General features: G+C 70.5%; 17 protein-coding genes. 2 read left to right on the top strand and 15 right to left on the bottom strand.

What is annotated here, in order from left to right; genetic code table 11:
- Nucleotides 1–62 precede the first annotated feature (62 nt).
- Nucleotides 63–1,157 carry a prephenate dehydrogenase gene (locus tag BIV24_RS06835; RefSeq protein WP_071365262.1) on the bottom strand — a complete coding sequence of 365 codons (1,095 nt, stop codon included), beginning with the start codon at nucleotides 1,155–1,157 and terminating at the stop codon, nucleotides 63–65.
- Nucleotides 1,154–1,516 (bottom strand): chorismate mutase, encoded by a 363-nt coding sequence (aroH, locus tag BIV24_RS06830; RefSeq protein ID WP_071365261.1) that lies wholly within the window; start codon nucleotides 1,514–1,516, stop codon nucleotides 1,154–1,156. The genes BIV24_RS06835 and aroH overlap by 4 nt, the downstream gene beginning before the upstream one ends.
- A 216-nt stretch (nucleotides 1,517–1,732) precedes the next feature.
- On the opposite strand from aroH, the gene BIV24_RS06825 reads away from it, so the two are divergent.
- Nucleotides 1,733–2,140, top strand: a complete 408-nt coding sequence (locus BIV24_RS06825; protein WP_071365260.1) for a Rieske (2Fe-2S) protein — start codon at nucleotides 1,733–1,735, stop codon at nucleotides 2,138–2,140.
- A gap of 47 nt (nucleotides 2,141–2,187) precedes the next feature.
- Here BIV24_RS06825 and BIV24_RS06820 read toward each other — a convergent pair whose 3' ends face one another.
- From BIV24_RS06820 to BIV24_RS06760, 13 genes are all read right to left on the bottom strand, one after another.
- The gene (locus tag BIV24_RS06820) at nucleotides 2,188–3,414 is read right to left on the bottom strand and encodes an acyl-CoA dehydrogenase family protein (RefSeq protein ID WP_071365259.1); all 1,227 of its coding nucleotides are present in this window, start codon (nucleotides 3,412–3,414) and stop codon (nucleotides 2,188–2,190) included.
- Nucleotides 3,404–3,730 (bottom strand): hypothetical protein, encoded by a 327-nt coding sequence (locus tag BIV24_RS06815; protein WP_071365258.1) that lies wholly within the window; start codon nucleotides 3,728–3,730, stop codon nucleotides 3,404–3,406. The genes BIV24_RS06820 and BIV24_RS06815 overlap by 11 nt, the downstream gene beginning before the upstream one ends.
- A gap of 43 nt (nucleotides 3,731–3,773) precedes the next feature.
- Entirely contained in the window at nucleotides 3,774–5,381 is a 1,608-nt protein-coding gene (locus BIV24_RS06810) for a type I 3-dehydroquinate dehydratase (RefSeq protein WP_079168052.1), read from the bottom strand.
- A 4-nt stretch (nucleotides 5,382–5,385) separates the two neighbouring features.
- Nucleotides 5,386–6,891, bottom strand: a complete 1,506-nt coding sequence (locus BIV24_RS06805; protein WP_079168051.1) for an arsenate reductase/protein-tyrosine-phosphatase family protein — start codon at nucleotides 6,889–6,891, stop codon at nucleotides 5,386–5,388.
- Between the two features lie 177 nt (nucleotides 6,892–7,068).
- The gene (locus BIV24_RS06800; RefSeq protein ID WP_071365255.1) at nucleotides 7,069–8,133 is read right to left on the bottom strand and encodes a pseudouridine synthase; all 1,065 of its coding nucleotides are present in this window, start codon (nucleotides 8,131–8,133) and stop codon (nucleotides 7,069–7,071) included.
- Entirely contained in the window at nucleotides 8,133–8,804 is a 672-nt protein-coding gene (gene scpB / locus BIV24_RS06795) for an SMC-Scp complex subunit ScpB (protein WP_071365254.1), read from the bottom strand. Before scpB ends, BIV24_RS06800 begins: the two co-directional genes overlap by 1 nt.
- Nucleotides 8,801–9,919: a segregation and condensation protein A gene (locus tag BIV24_RS06790; protein ID WP_079168050.1), complete on the bottom strand. Its 1,119-nt coding sequence runs from the start codon at nucleotides 9,917–9,919 to the stop codon at nucleotides 8,801–8,803. The genes scpB and BIV24_RS06790 overlap by 4 nt, the downstream gene beginning before the upstream one ends.
- Before the next feature lie 20 nt (nucleotides 9,920–9,939).
- Nucleotides 9,940–10,512: a hypothetical protein gene (locus BIV24_RS06785; RefSeq protein WP_071365253.1), complete on the bottom strand. Its 573-nt coding sequence runs from the start codon at nucleotides 10,510–10,512 to the stop codon at nucleotides 9,940–9,942.
- Complete coding sequence (locus BIV24_RS06780) at nucleotides 10,497–11,630, bottom strand: ParA family protein (protein ID WP_079168049.1); 1,134 nt, start codon at nucleotides 11,628–11,630, stop codon at nucleotides 10,497–10,499. Before BIV24_RS06780 ends, BIV24_RS06785 begins: the two co-directional genes overlap by 16 nt.
- A 410-nt stretch (nucleotides 11,631–12,040) precedes the next feature.
- On the bottom strand, nucleotides 12,041–13,165 hold the full coding sequence (gene ald / locus BIV24_RS06775) for an alanine dehydrogenase (protein ID WP_071365251.1): 1,125 nt from the start codon (nucleotides 13,163–13,165) through the stop codon (nucleotides 12,041–12,043).
- A gap of 166 nt (nucleotides 13,166–13,331) precedes the next feature.
- Nucleotides 13,332–15,401, bottom strand: a complete 2,070-nt coding sequence (locus BIV24_RS06770) for a tetratricopeptide repeat protein (protein ID WP_071365250.1) — start codon at nucleotides 15,399–15,401, stop codon at nucleotides 13,332–13,334.
- Nucleotides 15,402–15,592: 191 nt separating this feature from the next.
- Entirely contained in the window at nucleotides 15,593–16,219 is a 627-nt protein-coding gene (locus tag BIV24_RS06765; protein WP_071365249.1) for an NUDIX domain-containing protein, read from the bottom strand.
- Nucleotides 16,220–16,302: 83 nt separating this feature from the next.
- Complete coding sequence (locus BIV24_RS06760) at nucleotides 16,303–17,952, bottom strand: CTP synthase (protein ID WP_071365248.1); 1,650 nt, start codon at nucleotides 17,950–17,952, stop codon at nucleotides 16,303–16,305.
- Between the two features lie 482 nt (nucleotides 17,953–18,434).
- Here BIV24_RS06760 and BIV24_RS06755 point away from each other — a divergent pair, with 482 nt between their 5' ends.
- Nucleotides 18,435–20,237 carry a glycoside hydrolase family 15 protein gene (locus BIV24_RS06755; RefSeq protein ID WP_071365247.1) on the top strand — a complete coding sequence of 601 codons (1,803 nt, stop codon included), beginning with the start codon at nucleotides 18,435–18,437 and terminating at the stop codon, nucleotides 20,235–20,237.
- Nucleotides 20,238–20,262: the final 25 nt, after the last annotated feature.

Raw genomic sequence — 20,262 nt, 5'->3', positions numbered from 1 at the left:
GCCGGACCTCCCGTCACCCGGTCGCCGTACCGCCCGGCGCGGCTCAGGCGGACGGCCCCGGGCTACTGCCGGATCGCCCAGCCCCGCTCCCGCAGCGCCGCCGTCAGCACGGTCGCCGCCGTCGGCTCCACGGTCAGCTGGACCAGACCCGCCTGCTGTCCGGTGGCGTGCTCGATGCGTACGTCCTCGATATTGACGCCCGCCTTGCCCGCGTCCGCGAAGATGCGGGCCAACTGCCCCGGCTGGTCGTCGATCAGTACCGCCACGATCTCGTAGACCTGCGGAGCGGTGCCGTGCTTGCCGGGCACCCGGACCTGGCCGGCGTTGCCGCGGCGCAGCACGTTCTCGACGCCGTCGGTGCCCTCGCGCCGCTTGGCCTCGTCGGAGGACTGGAGGGCGCGCAGGGCCCGTACGGTCTCGTCGAGGTCGGTGGCGACCTCGGAGAGCAGGTCGGCGACCGGGCCCGGATTCGCGGACAGGATGTCGATCCACATCCGGGGGTCGGACGCCGCGATCCGCGTCACGTCCCGGATGCCCTGCCCGCACAGTCGTACGGCCGCTTCCTCCGCGTGCTCCAGGCGCGCGGCGACCATGCTGGAGACCAGATGGGGCATGTGGGAGACGAGCGCGACGGCCCGGTCGTGGGCGTCGGCGTCCATGACGACCGGCACGGCGCGGCAGTGCGAGACCAGCTCCAGCGCGAGGTTCAGCACCTCGGTGTCCGTCTCCCGCGTCGGGGTCAGCACCCATGGGCGCCCCTCGAAGAGGTCGCCGGTGGCCGCCAGCGGTCCGGACTTCTCGCGGCCCGACATGGGGTGCGTGCCGATGTACTTCGACAGGAGGGACGCCTCGAGGCCGAGCGCCTCCAGTTCGCGGCGCGGGCCGCCCTTGACGCTGGCCACGTCGAGATAGCCGCGCCCGAGGCCGCGTCGCATGGCGTCGGCGAGCGCGGTGGCCACATACGCGGGCGGAGCCGCGACGATCACCAGGTCGACGGGCCCCTCGGGCTCCGTGTCGGTTCCGGCGCCGAGCGCGGCGGCCGTACGGGCCTGCTCGGGGTCGTGGTCGGCGAGGTACACGGTGACCCCGCGTGCGGCGAGCGCCAGGGCCGCCGAGGTGCCGATCAGCCCCGTACCGATGACGAGTGCGGTCCTCACTGGGCGATGTCCTTGCGGAGGGCGGCCGCGGCGCCGAGGTAGACGTGCGTGATGTCGGCGCGCGGCTTGTCGGACGCGATGTGGGCGAGGACGCGGACGACCCGGGGCATCGCGCCCTCGACGTCCAGCTCCTGCGCGCAGATCAGCGGCACGTCGACGATGCCCAGCCTGCGGGCCGCGCCCGCCGGGAAGTCGCTGTGCAGGTCGGGCGTGGCGGTGAACCAGATGCTGATCAGATCGTCGGTGGTGAGTTCGTTGCGCTCCAGGACGGCGGTGAGCAGGGCGCCGACCTGCTCGTCCATGTGCCCGGCCTCGTCCCGTTCGAGTTGGACGGCGCCCCGGACCGCTCGTACCGCCACGGTGATGCTCCTCGCTGGTCTACGGCTGATCTACGGAAACTTCTTGTCGCACCAGCCTAGTCAGCCAGGGGATCACGGGTGCGCAGCGCCCGTCTCCCGAGACGCGGGTGCCGCTGCCGCGCGCCTTCAGGGTATTCGATGCCAAAATATTTCAGGACATTTCGTACAAAAATACCCATACTGCCGAGCGGCTGCCCGGCTGGACGGAGTGACGACATGACGATCCGCTCGACGCGGCGCACGGTCCTGGTGACGGGCGCGGCCGTGCTCCTGGGCGGGTGCGGCGCCAAAGGCACCCAGAGCACCGGCTCCCCGACGCCGTCCTCCCCACCGGCCGGCCGGGAACTGGCGAAGACCAGCGAGATCCCGATCGGCGGCGGCAAGATCTTCAAGGAACAGAAGGTCGTGGTGACCCAGCCCACGAAGGGCGAGTTCAAGGCCTTCTCGGCGATCTGCACCCATCTGGGCTGCACGGTCGGCACCGTGGCGAACGGCACGATCAACTGCCCCTGCCACGGCAGCAGGTACCGCATCACGGACGCGGCGGTGGTGCACGGCCCGGCCAAGCGCCCGCTGCCCGCGAAGACGATCACGGTGAAGGGGGACATGATCCGCCTGGTGTGACCTGGTCCGCTGGTGTGACCTGGTCCGCGCTCCGAAAGTGGTGCCGGTCAGGGCTTGTGGAACGACAGATCGTGCTGCTCCCCGAGGGCGGCGCGGCCGATGGTGGCGAGAACGTGGTCGGCGTTGTCGTGGAGTTCGTAGAAGGTCAGATCGCGCAGGATCCGCTCCACCGGACTCGGCCGGATCAGACTGCGGGCACCGCAGGCGCGGACGACGTGGTGGACCGTCTCCTCCGCCAGGCGCCCGATCACGTGCCAGGCCCTGCTGCCGGCGACGCGGGCCTCGTCGAGCCTGCCCTCGTCCCACAGGCCGGCGACGTGCCGCAGCCACAAGCGGGCGGTGTCGATGCCGATCGCCATGCTGCCCACCCGCTGCTGCACATACGGGTCAACGCCCTTGCCCTGCCGCGGCAGGTAGGTGAGCCCGTATTCGTAGGCAGCCAGCGCGGCGCCGAGGAAGCTGGCGGCGTAGTGCGGGACGAAGGCGGTCTGCCAATGTCCTTCGAAGTAGCCGCCGGGTCCGCCGATGAGGTGCTCGCGCGGCAGGAAGGTGTCGTCGAACCGCACCATGTGGCTGACCGTCGCACGCATGCCGATCGGGTCCCACCAGGAAGTGTCCAGCGAGACGGTGGGATCGGACAGATCGCAGGCGAACAGCAGCAGGCTCCCGCAGACGTCCCGGGCGTGCCGGGCTCCGCCGGGGCCGGCCGGGTCGACCAGCAGGATCGCCCATTGGGCACCTGTGGCGCTGGTGGCGAACACCTTCGTACCGCTGAGCGTCCAACCGTTGTCCACCGGGGTCAGCGTGGTGCCGAAGCGCATGTTCTGGCCCGGCTTTTGGGTCTGCGGTTCGCCGCTCCAGGCGACCCATCTCTCCCCACGCTCGACGACGCCGGCGAACCAGCGTCGCTTCTGCTCGGCGGTGCCCAGGGCGTCGATGAGCACAAGGGAGTTGGCGTGCCCCTCCCAGCACCGGGCCAGCGACAGATCGGCCTTGGCCAGCGCGGTGGTCATCTCCCACAACGGGAGGGTGTTGCGCTGCTGGGGCCCGTAGCCCAGGCCGCCGTACGCGCGGGGCACGGTGACGGGGAGGAACCCGCCGGCGAACAGATCGTCGAAGTCCTCGGCGGGGAAGGCGGCCCTGCTGTCGTACTCCTCGGCCCGGGGCGCGAAGTCGTCCCGGGCCAGTTTCGCCACGGCGTCGATCACGGCTCGGTCGCCCTCGACCGCCGGATCGCGGGTCGCCCCGGTGACGTGGTCCAGTTCAGAGGTCATGGCGGTGTGGCCCTTCGCGACGGTAGAAGTGGGCGCGGTACATCACGTTGGGCAATACGGCATCGGCGGGGTGGACCGTGTGGACGTCGATGGTGAGCAGCCCGCGGTTGAGGTAGCCGCACAGCAGGACCCGGCGGGAGCCGAGCGGGCCTTCGGCGAGGAAGGCCACGGCCTGAGTGGCGTGGATGTCATCGGCCAGCGGGACGGCACGGAGGGCGGCTCCGGTGACCGGCGTCGCCGGTGCTGACACCTCGGGTGCCGGATCCGAGCCGCCGCGCTCGCTGATGCTCAGCATGAGCCGGCCGCCGTCGGCCACGGTGTCGACCTGGTGGATGCCGAACGCGGCGCGGAGGGGGTCGTCATGGTGCCTCCCCGCTGGACGGTCGTGCCGGTTGTGGGGCGGGGGATGTCAGGGCCAGGACGTCCGGTGGGTGCGGGCCAGGGCACAGGGAGCGCAGCGGCAGCTCCTCGGGCATCGGATGACCGGTCAGAAGCCGGAACTGCTCGCGCACTTCGGCGAAGAGGATGTCCCAGCCGTCGATGCCGAGCAGTCCACGCGCGCGGACGGCGCTCATGAGAGCGGTCGGCCGGTCCCGGTAGGCCATCTCCATCACCACCGCGTCCGGTTCGACGTCCGCGACCGGGAACGGTTCCTGCTCCACCAGAGGGGTGGCGTGCACGAGCAGGGTGTGCCCCGCCGGTGAGAACCGGGACAACGGCACGTACGGCAGTCTGAGGCGTGCGGAGGCCTCGCGCCCGTTCACCTCCCCCCGGTTGACCAGCGTCACCCGGCCTCCGGCCCCGCGCAGGGCCGACGCGACAGCCCGCCCCGCACCTCCGCATCCGATGACCGCGGCGCTGCGGCCGCCGGGATCGACCCCCGCCAGATCCAGCGCGGACAGCGCGGCGAACGGGTCGGTGGTGGCCGCTCGCCACCGTTCGCCGTCGTACCAGAGCAGGTTGGCCGCGCCGCTCCGCAGCGCCTCCCGGTCAGCGACGTCGGCCACGTCGACCGCGTTCTGTTTGTGGGGAGCGGTCACGGTCAGTCCGCGCAGCGGGAGCGCGGCGGGGGCACCGAGACCGGTGGCCCACTGCCAGAAACGCGGGAGCGAGTCGACCTGGAACGGCAGATAGAGAGCGGGCAACCGCAGGTGACGCAACGCCGCGTTGTGCAGCCGGGGCGACAGCGAACGTCCGGGGGCGCTGCCGGCGATGCCGAGCAGGAAGCGAAGCGGGGGGAGAGCGGGCAGACCGTAGTCGGCCAGGAGCTGGCCAATGCTCGGCATTCCGTCCGCTCCCGGCGCACCGACCCGCCCGAAGACGACGGGTGCGCCCAGCCACGGCGCCAGCACCCGAGTCCAGGTACCGGCCGGTCCGGACGCGAACGCGGTCACATCAGCGCGTTTCACCCCGGTGAGCAACTGTGGCGAGGCGGATCCGTGGCAGGCGGCCGACGACTCGATCAGATACAGCGCCGCCGGGGTGGCGGCCATGACGACGAACCGCCACCACAGCGCCCGTGCGGCCTCCAGCGGGTCGTCGTCGACGCACGGTCCGGGTCGGCCGGGCTCGGGTGAGTGCCAGGAGATCCGCCGTTGGCGGGCCGGGATGCGCGCCAGCATTTCCGGGAGCAGGTCGTCCATGGCTTCCAGATCGACCAGGTCGTAGTGGGCCGCCGCGCGCAACAGGCGGGTGCGCCGCTCGATCGGGCCGGCGCGCGAACCGCCACCGTGGCGGGAGGAGCGCAGGCCGTAGACGAGTGGCCCCTTGAAGTAGCGGCGCAGCAGGTACGGGTCGGGGTCACCGACCAGGTCGGCGCGTACCTCCAACGCGTCGGCCACCGCCGTGAGGCCGTGCAGGCGGGGCACGGTCAGCTCCTCGGGTTCGGCGATCACCGCGACCACATGGGCTCGGCGCGGGTGACCACCGTCGTATCCACTTCTCGCCATGCGGGGCACAGGTGTCATCGGATCATCCCCTCTTCCCTCGGGAAGCCTCCACGACGTCCGAACCGATGAGTTCGCACAGGCGGGCGTGGACGGTCTGCTGCAGATGCCGGGCGCACCGGTGATACGCCTCGAGGGATTGCCCTTCAGGACTCGGGATGTCGCCACGCGGGTCCAGGCACATGGTGCGGCCCTTGGCCTCGGGAGCGAGGGCGATCACTTTGTCGCGGTGGGCCCGGGTCATGCAGTAGATGATGTGGCTGACGCCGCACAGACCCGGCGTGAGCGGGCGTGACCGGTGGTGACGGGGGTTGCCCCGGCCCGGCGGGCGGTGCAGCCCCAGTTCGGCGAGCGCGGTCCGGGCCCGGGGAGCCATCGGGCTCCCGGGGTGTGTGACGGCGACACCTGCGCTGGTGAACCGGATGGCGTACGCCACTCCCGCCTCGGCAGCCTGCGCCCACGCGATGATCTCGGCCATCGATGACCGGCAGGTGTTGCCGCCGCAGACGAACAGCACACGGAACACCGCTCCGGTGCTGTTCGGGCGGGTCCGCCACCAGGACACGGCCGACGGCCAGGAGAGCGCCGCAGCCGCACCGACACCGAAGGCCAGGGCGACGAGCTGGCCGACCCCCGGAGCTCGGACCCCGGCCAGCCAGGTGAGCGCGTAGGAGGCGACCAGCCCCGACATCAGGCTCGCGAAGGCCCATGCCGGCACACCCCAGGTGTACTCGCGTCGGTCGAGGTAGATCAGGGAAGCGAAGACGAAGAGCACTTCGTAGGTCACGCCGATCGCCGCGGCCGCCCCTGCGAGAGGGGTACCGAGGAACGAGGTGAAGCCGACGCGCAACTGTGGTTGCCCGGCCAGCGCCCCGGCCGCGAGCAGCACGGTGAGGCAGACCGGTGTGACCGCATGCTCCTCCACGAAGAAGCACCGTTCGGTCGCGAGCAGCCCGTTCTTGGCCGCCCGACTCATGATCTCGAACCGGCCGAAGTATCCGACGAGGTACGTCAGCACGCTCGCCATGGCGAGCGGCGTGAGGTGATAGCTGTGGACGTCGGCCAGAGCCACCGACACCGCCATGAGGCTGAGGAGCAGCCCCGTCCAGGAGGCCGCCGCCACCCGCCGTGCACGGGCCTTGTCGATGAGCGGGGACATGACCAGAACTCCGCCGCGCATCAGCAGCAGCATCAAGAGGATCGAGACACCGGAAAAGGTGTAGTTCATTGTGGTGCTGCCGACAATGAGGGAGGCGAAAAACCCGGCCGCCAACGTTTCCGGACCCACCGCCCGAATCCGACGCCCGCCGATCCCACCGACGCGCATATGCCGCCATCGCCCGGAAAAGAGCAGGAACACGGGCATCACGGCAATCTGGCCGAGAGCGGACGCCGGCAGCAGTTCGAAGCCGTCGACCGGCTGGCTCGATAGCGGAGTCACCCCGCTGGCCAGCGCCTTCACCAACATGGCGTACGGAATGTACGAGATGAAGTAACCGAAGGTGAGCCAGCCCATATGAAGACCTGCCATTGCATGAAAGGCAAAATGCGCAAAAATTCGCGCATTCGGTCATCGATTACATAACGACCCGCTTCAAGCTTTTCGAGTCGTTACGTTCGGCCATTTGCACCTTTCACGACAATACCCCGCACCCGGGCGTGCAGCCACCGCAGAACGGCGCTGCACGCCCGGGAAATGCTCAACGCCCTACAGGTCCACTTCCTTCATCAGCATCCCGACCTCCGTGTTCGACAACCGTCGCAGCCATCCCGACTTCTGGTCCCCCAGCGTGATCGGGCCGAAGGCCGTCCGCACCAGCTTGTCCACCGGGAACCCGGCCTCCGCCAGCATGCGGCGCACGATGTGCTTGCGGCCCTCGTGCAGGGTCACCTCGACGAGGTAGTTCTTGCCGGTCTGCTCGACCACCCGGAAGTGGTCCGCGCGTGCGTACCCGTCCTCCAACTGGATGCCGTCCTTGAGACGCTTGCCCAGGTCGCGCGGGATCGGGCCCACGATGTGCGCCAGGTAGGTCTTCTTGACGCCGTACTTCGGGTGGGTCAGCCGGTGGGCCAGCTCACCGTGGTTGGTGAGCAGGATGACGCCCTCGGTCTCGGTGTCGAGCCGGCCGACGTGGAAGAGCCGGGTCTCGCGGTTGGTGACGTAGTCGCCGAGGCACTGACGCCCCTCCGGGTCCTCCATGGTGGAGACGACGCCGGCCGGCTTGTTGAGCGAGAAGAACTGGTACGACTGCGTGGCCACGGTCAGCCCGTCGACCTTGATCTCGTCCTTCTCGGGGTCGACCCGCAGACCCTGCTCGAGGACGATCTCGCCGTTGACCTCGACCCTGGCCTGCTCGATCAGTTCCTCGCAGGCCCGCCGGGAGCCGTAACCCGCCCGCGCGAGCACCTTCTGCAGCCGCTCGCCCTCCTGCTCGGCGCCCGGGAAGGTCTTGGGCAGCTTGAGGTCCTTCTTGCCCGCGTACCGATCGCGGTTGCGCTCCTCGGCGCGCGCGTCGTACTCACGGGAGCGCGCGGGCGCCGAACGGCCGCCGCGCTGCTGGGACTGCTTGGGTCCGCCCTTGGCGCCGCCACGCGCGCTCGAGCCCCGCCCGGACTTGGGGCCGTCCTGAGAGGCGCCCGGGCCCACGTCGTAGCGGCGCTCCTCGGGGCGAGGCCTGCGGGGGCGGCCCTGCCCCTGCTTCTGGTCCCTGTCGTTACCGGCACCGCGGTAGTTACCGCGCCCGCCGCTCTTGCCGCTGCCGCTGCTTCGCATCAAAGTTCCGTCGTCGTGTTCGTCGTGTGATCATCGTCTGCGTCCGGAGCATCGGGGGCGTCCGGGTCGAACGACAGTACGCCCTCCTGGGTCTCGGCCTCGATCGCCTCCGCCTCCGGGAGGAAGGGCGCGAGCTCCGGGAGCTCGTCCAGGCCGCGCAGGCCCATCCGCTCCAGGAAGTAGTTCGTCGTCCTGTACAGGATCGCACCTGTTTCGGGTTCCGTGCCCACCTCTTCGACCAGACCGCGCTGGAGGAGGGTGCGCATGACACCGTCGCAGTTCACTCCGCGGACCGCCGAGACGCGGGTGCGGCTGACCGGCTGGCGGTAGGCGACCACCGCGAGGGTCTCCAGGGCGGCCTGGGTGAGCCGGGCCTGCTGCCCGTCGAGCACGAAGCGCTCCACGGCTGGGGCGTAGGCGGCCCGGGTGTAGAAGCGCCAGCCGCCCGCGACGAACCGCAGCTCGAATCCGCGCCTTTGCACGGTGTACTCGTCCGCGAGTTCGCGCAGCGCGTCGGCGATCTGCCGCCGGGGCCGCTCGAGGATCTTCGCGAGGTGCTCCTCGGTGGCGGGCTCGTCCACGACCATGAGGACGGCCTCCAGGGCGGGCTTGAGGTCGAGCCCGGCCACGGTGCTCTGGCCGGCCGGAACCTCGGCGGTCTCCTCGCTCACGCCTTCTCCTGTGGGGTCGTGCGGTTCTTGGCGGGATCCTCGGGCGGCCGGTCGAACTCGTCCGTGACCGTGGGTGTCCCGTCGCCGTCCCCGCCGGTCCAGCGCACCACCAGCTCGCCGAGGGCGGCCTCCTGTTCCAGTGCCACGGCCTTCTCGCGGTACAGCTCCAGCAGCGCAAGGAAGCGGGCGACGACCGTGAGGGTGTCGTCCGTGTCCTGGACGAGCACGCGGAAACTGGTCTCGCCGAGCTCGCGCAGCCGGACGACCACGATCTGGGCCTGTTCCTGCACGGACACCAGCGGGGCGTGGATGTGGTCGACGTAGACCTGCGGTTTGGGCCTGGGCTGCATCGCCTTGGCGGCGAGCCTGGCGAACCCCTCCGGGCCGATGCTGATGACGACCTCGGGCAGCAGGTCGGCATGGTGGGGTTCGAGGCCGACGGTACGGGGGTGGCGCCGGGCCTCGTCCTCGGTCCGCCGGTTGAAGATCTCCGCGATCTGTTTGTACGCGCGGTACTGCAGCAGCCGCGCGAACAGCAGGTCCCGGGCTTCGAGCAGGGCGAGGTCGGCCTCGTCCTCGACCTCGGCGGCGGGCAGCAGCCGTGCGGCCTTGAGGTCGAGCAGGGTCGCGGCGACGACGAGGAACTCGGTCGTCTGGTCGAGGTCCCAGTCCGGCCCCATGGCGCGGATGTGCGCCATGAACTCGTCGGTCACCTTGGACAGGGCGACTTCGGTGACATCGAGCTTGTGCTTCGAGATCAGCTGGAGGAGGAGGTCGAACGGCCCCTCGAAGTTGGCGAGCCGGACCTTGAACACTCCGTCACCGGGCTCCGGCTCCCCCGGGGGCTTGGCCGTCTCGTCCGAGGTCACGGCAGCCCCGGGCCCGTGGGACGCGGGGTCCGGCACGGCTTCGGATTCCTCGAAGGCGGCTTGCGGACCGGGCTGTCGGTCGTCGCTCTCGCCGACGTCATGCCCCTGGCCCGCGACCGGAGACTCGCTCGTCGCCTCAGGCGGAGCAGGCCGGGACGCAGCCCCGGGCCCGCGCCCCAGCGCACGCCGACGGCCGCCGAAGCCGGAGGGGCCGGTAGCGGGAGCGGAGCCGTCGTACGAGGTCATGGCCGTCGCAGGCTACCTGCTTACCGCCCGCGCAGCCGACGTACGAGAATGCTCGCGTCCCCGCGGGACTCCAGATCCGCCAGCACCACGGCGACCGCCTCGCGCACGATACGCCCGCGGTCGACCGCGAGCCCGTGCTCGCCCCGGAGCACGAGACGGGCGTGCTCCAGATCCATCAGCTCCTCCGCGGACACGTACACGGTGATCTTCTCGTCGTGCCGTTCGCGCCCGCTGGGCCGCCGCCCGGCCGCACGCCCCCGCTTGCGCGGCTGGGCCGCGGACGTACCAGCAGAACTTTCCTGCGCCGCCTGGCGCCGCGCGGCCCGCTCCGCCGCGGCGGCCCGTGTGCGGGACTCCCCCGCCTCCGCCTGCGCGGCGTCCGCCGCGACGTGCTCGTCGCCCTCGCCGTCACCGCCCTGCACGGGCACCGACGGCGGTGCGTCCTCCGCGACCGTCGCGTCGCTCTCGCCCGCGGGACCCGGCACCCGGGCCTCGCCGCCCGCCTGGCGCCTGGGAGTGGACGCCTGGAGCGCCATTCCCCCGGTGGTACGGAACAGTTCGTCGGCCCCCGGCAGACTCACTCGGCGTGACACCGGGCGAGCACCTCCCTGGCGAGCTGGCGGTAGGCGGCGGCACCGACGGAGTTGGAGGCGTACGTGGTGATCGGCTCACCGGCGACCGTGGTCTCCGGGAAGCGCACGGTCCGGCCGATCACCGTGTGGTAGACGTGGTCGTCGAACGCCTCGACGACCCGCGCGAGGACCTCGCGGCTGTGCACGGTCCGGGAGTCGTACATCGTGGCGAGGATGCCGTCGAGCTCCAACTCCGGGTTGAGCCGCTCCTGGACCTTCTCGATGGTCTCGGTGAGCAGCGCGACACCGCGCAGCGCGAAGAACTCACACTCCAGCGGCACGATCACCTTGTGCGCCGCGGTGAGCGCGTTCACGGTGAGCAGGCCGAGCGAGGGCTGACAGTCGATCACGATGTAGTCGTAGTCGGGCAGCAGCGGCTTGAGGGCCCGCTGCAGGGTCGACTCCCGCGCGACCTCCGAGACCAGTTGGACCTCGGCCGCGGACAGGTCGATGTTGCTCGGCAGCAGGTCCATGTTCGGGACCGCCGTCTTCAGCAGGACCTCGTCCGCGGACATGCCCCGCTCCATGAGCAGGTTGTAGACAGTGAGGTCGAGCTCCATGGGATTGACGCCGAGGCCCACCGACAGCGCGCCCTGCGGGTCGAAGTCGACGAGCAGCACCCGGCGCCCGTACTCCGCGAGCGCGGCGCCCAGGTTGATGGTCGACGTCGTCTTGCCGACGCCGCCCTTCTGGTTGCACATCGCGATGATCTTCGCGGGGCCGTGGTTGGTCAGCGGACCCGGGATGGGGAAGTACGGCAGCGGGCGGCCGGTCGGGCCGATGCGCTCACGGCGCTGGCGGGCCGCGTCGGGCGCGAGCGTCGCCGCGTACTCGGGATCGGGCTCGTATTCGGCGTCGGGGTCGTAGAAGTGCCCTTCGGGCAGCTCGTCGTAGTCGGCGAAGTTGTTGTGGACCCCGCCTCTCCCGTTGCCGGCCATGGCGTTCACGTGTGGGCCATCCATGCTCTGGTGTGCTGTCGGAGCCAGGTGGGGGCTCTGGCTCTGGTGGGCTGCGAAGGTACGGACAGCGACGGAGCCGACAGCCTCGAGCCCCGTGGGGCCCGTGGCCCGCGCAGGCATTCCTGGTTGACCACCCCCGGGAGTAAATGTCGACTCATTCACAAGTCGTCTTACCTCCTTGGTGACCAGGAAACTTCTAGATAGGTCAGCGTGGCACCATGCCGACGGTTGGCGACTCTATGGCGTGTCGGCGGTCCGCAGCAACACAATCCGCCGGACCCGGCCCGATGTGTCGGCAATGAACCATGCCGCTGTCAAGGGTGCCCGGGCGTCGTTCGCCGGGTTTCACCGGTGTGCGAAACGGTGGAAGGGTTGCGTTCGAGGCGAGTTGAACGAGTGTCGCAAAGTGACCATACACACATCCGGCCGGACCTTGTCGGGCAAGGTCCGGCCGGGCATGTGGTGTTGACGACGCGGGTTGACCTGTCGCCTTGCGGCGCCGGGAGTTCGGACCCGGGCCTTCGGCAGGACTAGCCGAGCAGGGTCTCCAGCTCGACGTGCTCCAGGCCGAGGGCGTCGGCGACGCCCTGGTAAACCACCTTGCCGTCATGGGTGTTGAGGCCCTTGGCCAGCGCGGAGTCACGGCGCAGCGCCTCGACCCAGCCGCGGTTGGCGAGTTCCACGATGTAGGGCAGCGTGGCGTTCGTCAGCGCGTAGGTGGAGGTGTTGGGGACGGCGCCGGGCATGTTGGCGACGCAGTAGAAGACCGACTCGTGGACCTTGAAGGTCGGCTCGGCGTGCGTGGTCGGGCGGGAGTCCTCGAAGCAGCCGCCCTGGTCGATCGCGATGTCGACAAGGACACTTCCCGCCTTCATCCGGGAGACCAGCTCGTTGGTGACCAGCTTCGGGGCCTTGGCACCCGGGATGAGGACGGCACCGACGACGAGGTCGGCCTCGAGGCAGGCCTTCTCCAGCTCGAAGGCGTTGGAGACGACGGTCTGGATCTTCGTACCGAAGACCTTGTCCGCTTCCTTGAGCTTGTTGATGTCCTTGTCGAGCAGGGTGACGTGGTAGCCCAGGCCGATGGCGATCTGCGCGGCGTTCCAGCCGGACACGCCGGCACCGATGACCACGGCCTTGGCGGCGAGCACGCCCGGGACACCGCCGGGCAGCACACCGCGGCCGCCGGCCGCGCGCATCAGGTGGTAGGAGCCGACCTGCGGGGCCAGACGGCCCGCGACCTCGGACATCGGGGCGAGCAGCGGGAGCGCGCGGTTCGGCAGCTCGACCGTCTCGTAGGCGATGGCCGTGGTGCCGGACTCCAGCAGGGCGTCCGTGCACTCCTTGGAGGCGGCCAGGTGCAGGTAGGTGAAGAGGATCTGGTCCTTGCGGAGCCGGTGGTACTCCTCGGCGATGGGCTCCTTGACCTTGAGCAGCAGGTCGGCGGCGGCCCAGACCTCGTCTGCGGTCTCCAGGATCTCGGCCCCGGCGGCCACGTACTCCTCGTCCGGGATCGAGGAGCCGGCGCCGGCGTTCCGCTCGACGACGACCTGGTGTCCGTTGCGCACCAGCTCGTGCACGCCGGCGGGGGTGATAGCCACCCGGAACTCGTTGTTCTTGACCTCGCGGGGGATGCCGACCTTCACGTCGATCACGGTCCTTGACTCAGAGGGTTCTGGGGCTGTGCATGCCGGGGCAGTGCAAGCCCGGTCAATGCTTGTCATACCCGGGCACAGGGGAACGTACCGGGAGACACCGCAGGAGAACCGGCGGTGGGGCCAGTCTAATGAAGGATTTCGAGCTGTCTAGCCTTTCATTGCATTAATCCTCATCGGATGCACTGCGGATTTCGTAGGCTTTCGTGTCTTGATTCGGTGCAATCACCCGGTCCTGGCACTCCTCTCCCCGCAGGCGCTCGGCGACCTCCCGGTGGAGCCGGGCCGACGCCGGGTCGCCGAGGTGCTCCAGGGTGTCGGCCAGCCGCAGCCGCAGCGCCGCCTGCAGCCGCACGTCCTCCGCGCGCTGCGCCCACTCGAGGGCCTCCTGGCCGGTGCGCAGCGACTCCTCGGGCCGGCCCGCGTACTCCTGGATCCGGGCCAGCTCGCTCAACGCCCGTGCGTGGGCGGCCACATCGCCGTATCTGCGGTGCTCGGCGGCCGCCGCGCGCCAGTTGCGCAGTGCCTCCGCGTAGCGGCCCGCGTAGGTGTGGACGGTGGCGATGCGGCCGTAGAGCCGGGCGGCGTCCGCGCGCTCGTCACGGGCGAGACGCTGGGCCAGGGCGCGGCCGTACCAGTCGGCGGCCCGGTCGTAGTCCCCCAGTTCCTGGTGGGCGCCGCCTACGGATTCCATCGCGCGGCCCGTCGCATACGGGTCCCTCGCCTCCCGTCCGGCGTCCAGCGCGGCCCGGTAACGGGCCAGTGCCTCGGCAGTCCGGCCGGTCTGCGCGTCCAGGTCGGCGAGGTTCAGCAGGGCCGCCGCCCGCTCCCGGGGCAGGTTCCTGCGCTCGGCGACGTCGAGGACGAGCCGGTGGATGCCGTACAGCTCGGGCGCGGCCGCACGGGTGCCGAAGTGGGCGACCATGGCCCGCACCAGCGCGGCCATGAGGCGGCGGGCCAGGGTGTCCAGCCCGCCGTCGGCGACCGCGTGCCGGGCCGCGGCCAGCAGCGCCGGCTGCCAGGTACGCAGCCAGTCCTCGGCGGCCCTGGGGCTCGGGAAGCGCAGGGCCCGGGGCAGGCCGGCGAGCTTCTCACGGGCCTGGGGACTGTCGGTCTCGGTGATCGCACGGCAGGACTGCAGCAACCGCACGGTCCGCTCCAGCATCCGCGCGCGGGCCAACTGCAGTTCGGCCGGGCGGTCCTGGTCCTCGGCGAGCGCGCGCAGCAGGGGCAGCAGGCATCCGGGGACCGCGTACCGCGGTAGCGGAGAGTCCATGCGGCGCAGGAAGCCGAGGGCGGCGAAGTCGTCGAGGGTGCCATGGGCGTCCTCCACCGAGCAGCCCGCCAGTGCGGAGGCCGTGTGCGGGTCGACGAGACCGGCGGGGGCCAGGGAGAGCAAGCGCAGGGTCCGCCGGGCCGCGTTCGGCAGTCCCTCGTACGAGAGCCGGAAGACCCGGGCCGCAGGCGGCCCTTCGTCGTTCCTGGCGCGCAACTGCTTGGCGAGGTCGGCGACGGCGGCCTTGGGGCGGGCGGCCAGCCAGCCGCCGGCGAGGACCAGCGAGGCGGGGTGGCCGGCGCACTCCTCGACGAGCACCTCGGCGGCGCGCGGGTCGACGGTGATGCGCACCGAGCCGGTGTACCGGGTGAGCAGCTCCTGCGCGGACTTGGTGTCCAGGCCGCCCGGAATGCACGGGCGCACGTCCGTGATGCCGGTCAGCGGGCCCTCGGAGACGGCGACGACAAGGCAGTCGGGTGTCTCGGGCAGCACCGCGTCGACCTGGTCGGCGGCCACCGCGTCGTCGAGCAGGAGCAGCACGCGACGCTCCCGGAGAGCCTCGCGCACCGCCTGGCCCAGCTCGTCCTCGCCGGCTCCGGGCGGGGTGGGCAGGCCGAGGGCGGTGAGCAGCTCCCGGGCGGTGCGCTCGGTCGGTACGGGTGTGCCGTCGGGCTCGCTGAGCCGGGCACGCAGCACTCCGTCCGCATAGCGGTCCGCCACCTCGCGTACCAGTTCCTCGGCGAGCGCGGTGCGGCCGGATCCGGGCCGGCCCGCGATGAGCAGCACCCGCGCGCGGGGCGCCTTGCGGCCGGTGAGGGTGTCGAGGCCCGCACGCTCGATATCGGCCAGCAGATCCTTCAACTCCCTTGTGCGGCCGAGGAAATGACGCTCCGTGACGGCGGGACGCCGATCGCCCGGCGGCAGCTCGCTGCCGTCTGCCTCCACCGCCTGATCCGTCACGGGCCACGCTCCCGTCCCACCGCGCACACGGGCCCGCCGGGCCTTGGGCGGGTCGTTTCCAGAGCCTAGTTCACGCTCTGCGACGCTCCCGTCGGAGCACGGCGCACCCATCCCCCGATCGGATCAGGCGATGGTAGGACCGATGGCGTCGTCCGGGTGTGGGGTCCGCGGGCAAGCGGGCCGACGCGGCCTCAGGACGCGAACGGCCGCGCCGGCCACGGCGCCTCGGCCGGGCGCAGGGCGTCCAGACCGTCGCCGTCCCGTGCGGCGACCAGGGAAAGGACTCCGACGACAAGGCAGTTGTTGTGCACGTCGCCGGCCAGCACACCGCGGACGAGGTCCTCGACCGGCACCCGGGCCAGCTCCATGTCGGCCTCCTCGTGCTCGACCTGGAAGCGCTGTCCTTCCGCCTCGGACAGGTCCCGGGCGAGGAAGATGCGCACGGCCTCGTCGCAGCCGCCGGGCGTGGTGTAGACATCGGTCAGCACCCGCCAGTCCTCGGCCTTGACGTGCGCCTCCTCGTACAGCTCGCGCTGGGCGGCGTGCAGCGGGTTCTCGCCGGGGACGTCGAGGAGGCCGGCCGGTATCTCCCAGAGCTTGTGCCGCACGGGGTGGCGGTACTGCCGGAGGACCAGCACCCGGCCCCGGTCGTCGAGGGCGAGGACGGCGACGGAGCCGGGGTGCACCTGGTAGTCCCGGCGGGCAACCGAGCCGTCGGGCATGACCACGTCGTCGGTGCGGACGGAGGTCTTGTTGCCGACGAACGGGGTCCTGCTCGCCCTGACCTCCCACTCCTCGGGGGTGTCCTTGATCGTCATCTGCCCTGTCCTCCCACGCACCTACGACAACCGGGGCGCGCATCCCGCAGGACGCGCACCCCGGCCACCGTACAACTCTTGTGTTACTTGCCCGTCTTGCGCTCCACCGCGGCCTTGACGAGGCCCGCGAACAGCGGGTGCGGGCGGGTCGGGCGGGAGCGCAGCTCGGGGTGCGCCTGCGTCGCCACCAGGTAGGGGTGAACATCGCGCGGGTACTCGACGTACTCCACGAGCTTGCCGTCCGGGGACGTGCCGGAGAACAGGACGCCCGCCTTCTTCTCCAGCTCGGCGCGGTAGGCGTTGTTCACCTCGTAGCGGTGACGGTGGCGCTCCTCGACGTACTCCTTGCCGTCGTAGACCTCGCGCACGATCGAGCCCTCGGCCAGCTTGGCCGGGTACATGCCCAGGCGCATCGTGCCGCCCATGTCGCCCTCGCCCGCGACGATGTCGAGCTGCTCGGCCATGGTGGAGATCACGGGGTGGGCAGTGGCCGCGTCGAACTCGGTGGAGTTCGCGTCGGGGATGCCGGCGAGGTTGCGCGCCGCCTCGATCACGATGCACTGCAGGCCGAGGCAGAGGCCCAGCAGCGGGATCCTGTTCTCACGGGCGTACTGGATGGCGCCGACCTTGCCGGAGACACCGCGGTCGCCGAAGCCGCCGGGGATGCAGATCGCGTCCACGTCGGACAGCTGCTTCTCGGCGCCCGCCGGGGTCTTGCAGTCGTCGGACGTGACCCACTTGATCTTCACTCGGGCCCTGTTGGCGAAGCCGCCCGCGCGCAGCGCCTCGGTCACCGACAGGTAGGCGTCGGGCAGGTCGATGTACTTGCCGACCAGGGCGAGGGTGACCTCGTGCCCGGGGTTGTGGACGCGGTCGAGCAGGTCGTCCCAGGTCGTCCAGTCCACATCGCGGAAGGGGAGGTCCAGCTTGCGGACGACGTAGGCGTCCAGGCCCTCGGCGTGCACGACCTTCGGGATGTCGTAGATCGAGCGGGCGTCGGGGCAGGCCACGACAGCGGCCTCGTCGACGTCGCACATCAGCGAAATCTTGCGCTTGATCGCAGTCGGGACCTCGCGGTCGCAGCGCAGCACGATCGCGTCCGGCTGGATACCGATGTTGCGCAGGGCCGCGACGGAGTGCTGGGTCGGCTTGGTCTTCAGCTCACCGGAGGGGCCGATGTACGGCAGCAGCGAGATGTGCACCACGAAGACGTTGTCGCGGCCGACCTCGTGGCGGACCTGGCGGACGGTCTCCAGGAACGGCAGCGACTCGATGTCGCCGACCGTGCCGCCGACCTCCGTGATCACCACGTCCACCTCGTCGGTGGCCATGCGCCGGATGCGGTGCTTGATCTCGTTGGTGATGTGCGGGATGACCTGCACCGTGTCACCCAGGTACTCGCCGCGCCGCTCCTTGGCGATCACCGTCGAGTAGACCTGGCCGGTGGTGACGTTGGCCGAGCCGTCCAGGTTGCGGTCCAGGAAGCGCTCGTAGTGGCCGATGTCCAGGTCGGTCTCGGCACCGTCGTTGGTGACGAAGACCTCACCGTGCTGGAAGGGGTTCATCGTGCCCGGATCCACGTTCAGATACGGGTCGAGCTTCTGCATGACGACGCGCAGGCCCCGCGCCTTGAGCAGCATGCCGAGGCTGGAGGCCGTCAGGCCCTTGCCGAGCGAGGAGGCGACACCCCCGGTGACGAAGATGTGCTTGGTCGTCGTGGAATTGGGCGGCATGGCCAAGAGGGGGCTCCCGTGGTCGCGGTCTGGGGGTGCGGTACGGCTGGTCCTCCGAAGGATCTTCGGGGGTGCCGTCGCTGCGGTTCGGGGGTTTCGAGCCCACCGGTCCACGGGCTACCAGGGTATCAGCGCCGGAGGGAGACTGCTTCCGGCCACACTCCGCACACGCGTCACCACGGACGCATGATGCTCATGCGCTTTTCCCCCGTGGCTCACTCGTTCGGCACACTTCCCTTGTCCGGAGCAGCAAGCGGATCATCAAGGTGCGTCGTATCCTGCTCGGAAACTCGCTGCCGAGCACTCCCGGCGAACGGCACCACCCCCGCCCGTCACCGGAACAACAACGGCTCGTCAGTTCGTTGAACATCGACTGCTTCATTCACGAATGGGTCGGTGACCGACGACTTCTCATCGACCCCCCCTGACCGCAAAAGCAACCGCCCTCCCCGGGGCGACGTGGCCGTTCGACTGGAGTTGCATTGGCCGGGCGCATCGAAGACTACGCACTCATCGGAGACATGCAGACCGCGGCGCTGGTCTGCCGGGACGGCACCGTGGACTGGCTGTGCCTGCCCCGTTTCGACTCCCATGCCGTCTTCGCGGGGCTGCTCGGCACAGAGGAGCACGGCTTCTGGCGTCTGGGTCCCGCCCATGCGGCGGACATCGAGCCGCCGGCGGCGACCCGGCGCTCCTATCGTGGCGAGTCCCTGATCCTCGAATCCGAGTGGGACACCCCGCGCGGCACGGTCCGAGTGACCGATTTCATGCCACCGCGTGACGGCGCCCCGCAGCTGATCCGCATCGTGGAGGGCGTCTCCGGCCGTGTGCCGATGCGCTCGGTGCTGCGCATGCGGTTCTCGTACGGACGAGTGGTGCCCTGGGTGCACAAGCACGAGGGGCGCACGGTGGCCGTGGCGGGGCCCGACTCGGTGTGGTTCGACACCCAGGCCGAGACCTACGGGAAGGCGCTGACCACGTACGCGGACTTCACGGTCGCGCCGGGTGACCGGATCACGTTCACGATCTCGTGGCAGCCCTCGCACAGGGAGCCGCCGCCGCTGCCGGAGCCCGAGCAGTCGCTGGAGGCGGCCGAGGACTTCTGGCGGGAGTGGGTGGAGCACTGTACGTACCACGGCCCGTACCGCGAGGCCGTCATCCGCTCCCTGATCACGCTGAAGGCGCTCACCTACGCGCCGACGGGCGGCATCGTGGCCGCGCCCACGACCTCGCTGCCTGAGGAGATCGGCGGCGTGCGCAACTGGGACTACCGCTACACCTGGCTGCGCGACGCGGCGATCACCCTGTCCTCGCTGCTGCGCACCGGCTACCGCGAAGAGGCCCGCGCCTGGCGTGAGTGGCTGCTGCGGGCCGTCGCCGGCGACCCCGAGAACCTGCAGATCATGTATGGCATCGCGGGCGAACGCGAACTCGGCGAGGCCGAGTTGGACTGGCTGCCCGGCTATGAGAACTCGGCGCCGGTGCGGGTCGGCAACGGCGCCGCGCACCAGCTGCAACTGGACGTGTACGGAGAGGTCACCGAGGCTCTGCACCTGGCCCATATGACGGGCCTGGCCCGCAACGACTACGCCTCCCTGCTCCAGCTCAAGCTCATCCGCTATCTGGAGCAGCACTGGGACGAGCCGGACGAGGGCATCTGGGAGGTACGCGGCCCGCGCCGTCACTTCGTGCACTCCAAGGTGATGGCCTGGGTCGCGGTCGACCGCACGATCAAGCTGCTCGAGTCCGGGGACGTGGACGGCCCGCTGGAGAGGTGGCGCAGGCTGCGCGACGTCATCCACCGGGACGTGTGCGAGAAGGGCTACGACAAGGAGCGCAACACCTTCACGCAGTCGTACGGCTCCAAGGAGCTGGACGCCGCGCTGCTGCTGATTCCGCAGATGGGCTTCCTGCCGCCGGACGACAAGCGCGTGATCGGCACGATCGAGGCCATCCAGCGCGAGCTGTCCACGTCCGACGGGTTCATCCTGCGCTACCCGACCTTGGGCGGGAGCGAGGGCGTGGACGGGCTGCCGGGCGACGAGGGCGCGTTCCTCGCCTGCTCGTTCTGGATGGCGGACGACCTGGCGATGATCGGCCGGGTGGACGAGGCCCGCAAGCTGTTCGAGAAGCTGCTGGCTCTGCGGAACGACCTGGGCCTCCTCGCCGAGGAGTGGGACCCCCGGCTGCAGCGCCAGGTCGGGAACTTCCCACAGGCGTTCAGCCACGTGCCACTGATCGACACGGCACTGCGGCTGACGGCTTCTGGGGCGTACGGGGGCTGAGGACCGCGCCGCGCCCGCGTACCGG

This window comes from Streptomyces colonosanans (assembly GCF_001866645.1).
In the GTDB taxonomy this organism is placed as follows: domain Bacteria; phylum Actinomycetota; class Actinomycetes; order Streptomycetales; family Streptomycetaceae; genus Streptomyces; species Streptomyces colonosanans.
This window is presented reverse-complemented; position numbering and strand designations above follow the sequence as displayed.

What these genes read in the sequence shown, in the direction of transcription:
- BIV24_RS06825 (WP_071365260.1), top strand. Translation starts at nt 1,733, where the DNA reads ATGACGATCCGCTCGACGCGGCGCACGGTCCTGGTGACGGGCGCGGCC.
- BIV24_RS06820 (WP_071365259.1), bottom strand. Translation starts at nt 3,414, where the DNA reads ATGACCTCTGAACTGGACCACGTCACCGGGGCGACCCGCGATCCGGCG.
- BIV24_RS06810 (WP_079168052.1), bottom strand. Translation starts at nt 5,381, where the DNA reads ATGACACCTGTGCCCCGCATGGCGAGAAGTGGATACGACGGTGGTCAC.
- BIV24_RS06805 (WP_079168051.1), bottom strand. Translation starts at nt 6,891, where the DNA reads ATGGCAGGTCTTCATATGGGCTGGCTCACCTTCGGTTACTTCATCTCG.
- BIV24_RS06800 (WP_071365255.1), bottom strand. Translation starts at nt 8,133, where the DNA reads ATGCGAAGCAGCGGCAGCGGCAAGAGCGGCGGGCGCGGTAACTACCGC.
- BIV24_RS06790 (WP_079168050.1), bottom strand. Translation starts at nt 9,919, where the DNA reads ATGACCTCGTACGACGGCTCCGCTCCCGCTACCGGCCCCTCCGGCTTC.
- BIV24_RS06780 (WP_079168049.1), bottom strand. Translation starts at nt 11,630, where the DNA reads ATGCCTGCGCGGGCCACGGGCCCCACGGGGCTCGAGGCTGTCGGCTCC.
- BIV24_RS06765 (WP_071365249.1), bottom strand. Translation starts at nt 16,219, where the DNA reads ATGACGATCAAGGACACCCCCGAGGAGTGGGAGGTCAGGGCGAGCAGG.
- BIV24_RS06760 (WP_071365248.1), bottom strand. Translation starts at nt 17,952, where the DNA reads ATGCCGCCCAATTCCACGACGACCAAGCACATCTTCGTCACCGGGGGT.